Origin of the sequence: Sandarakinorhabdus rubra, assembly GCF_010994245.1 — a bacterium.
Classification (GTDB): domain Bacteria; phylum Pseudomonadota; class Alphaproteobacteria; order Sphingomonadales; family Sphingomonadaceae; genus Sandarakinorhabdus; species Sandarakinorhabdus rubra.
In genome coordinates this window covers 1-1,044 of the sequence record NZ_WMHO01000391.1, presented here as the reverse complement: position 1 = coordinate 1,044, position 1,044 = coordinate 1, and the positions used below count along the sequence as shown (strand labels likewise).

The following is a 1,044-nucleotide window of genomic DNA, read 5'->3' as shown; positions in this document are numbered from 1 at the left end:
CGGTCGAGATGCGCTTCCACCACGCTGTCGCCGGCGAGCACCAGCGCGCGCGTGGCGCCCGGCGCCGCTTCCAGCAGCGCCGTCACAGGGGCCAGCCGCTGGCGCTGAGCAGCAGCCGCGTTTCGTTGAGCGGCAGGCCAACGACACCGCTGTGGCTGCCGGCAAGCGCCCGCACAAAGGCCTCTGCGGCGCCCTGGATGGCATAGCCGCCGGCCTTGCCCTGCCAGTCGCTGCGCCCGATCAGCCAGTCCATGTCGGCAGCGCCAAGGCGCTGGAAGGTGACGATGGATTCCGAAAGCCGCTCGCGCAGCTGCCCGCCGGCATCCACCACGGCAATTGCCGTCAACACCCGGTGGCGGCGGCCAGACAACAGCGCCAGGCAGGCCCGCGCGCTGGCTTCGTCCTCGGCCTTGGGCAGGATACGCCGGCCCGCCGCCACCACGGTGTCGGCAGCCATCACGATGGCACCGGGATGGCGGGCGGCGACGTGCAGCGCCTTGGCGCGCGCCAGTCGGCGGGCATGGTCGCGCGGCATTTCACCGGGCAGCACCGCTTCATCGAGATCGGCCGGGTCCACCGCATCGGGCACCACGCCCAGCCGGGCCAGCAGATCAAGCCGGCGCGGGCTGGCAGAGGCCAGCACCAGCCGCATCAAGCCGCGTCCGACGCGCCGGACCACTGCACGAAGGTGCCATGGGCATGGGCGCGGCCCAGCAGCTGTTCCTCCGCACCCTGCCCGCGCCACAGCGTCAGCCGGATGGTCGGCAGCGCCGGGTTGGCAGGATCGTCCATCTCCAGCCGCAGCCAGGCCAGGGCGCGTGCCGGCGTGGCGCTTGCGCCCACCGTCGCCATCCGGCTGTGGATGCGCTCCTGCACGGTCGGCGGGAAATACTGGAAGGCGATGCTGTGATAGACGACAGTCGCCACCCCGTCGGCCAGCGCCAGTGTGCGGTCCAGCCAGTCCGCCGCATCGCCGGCATCGAGCGGCGGTGGGAAGCGCCCGGCCAGGGCGATGGCGGCCTGGGTGCGGGCCAGCCGCTCCGG

2 protein-coding genes are annotated in these 1,044 nt (G+C 73.1%); both read right to left on the bottom strand.

Annotation, left to right across the window (positions count from 1 at the left end):
* Positions 1-82: 82 nt before the first annotated feature.
* Positions 83-652 (bottom strand): Maf family protein, encoded by a 570-nt coding sequence (locus GJV64_RS14750; protein WP_164158242.1) that lies wholly within the window; start codon positions 650-652, stop codon positions 83-85.
* On the bottom strand, positions 652-1,044 hold a 393-nt coding region (locus tag GJV64_RS14745), incomplete at its 5' end, for a DUF2332 family protein (protein ID WP_164158240.1). The genes GJV64_RS14745 and GJV64_RS14750, both read right to left, overlap by 1 nt.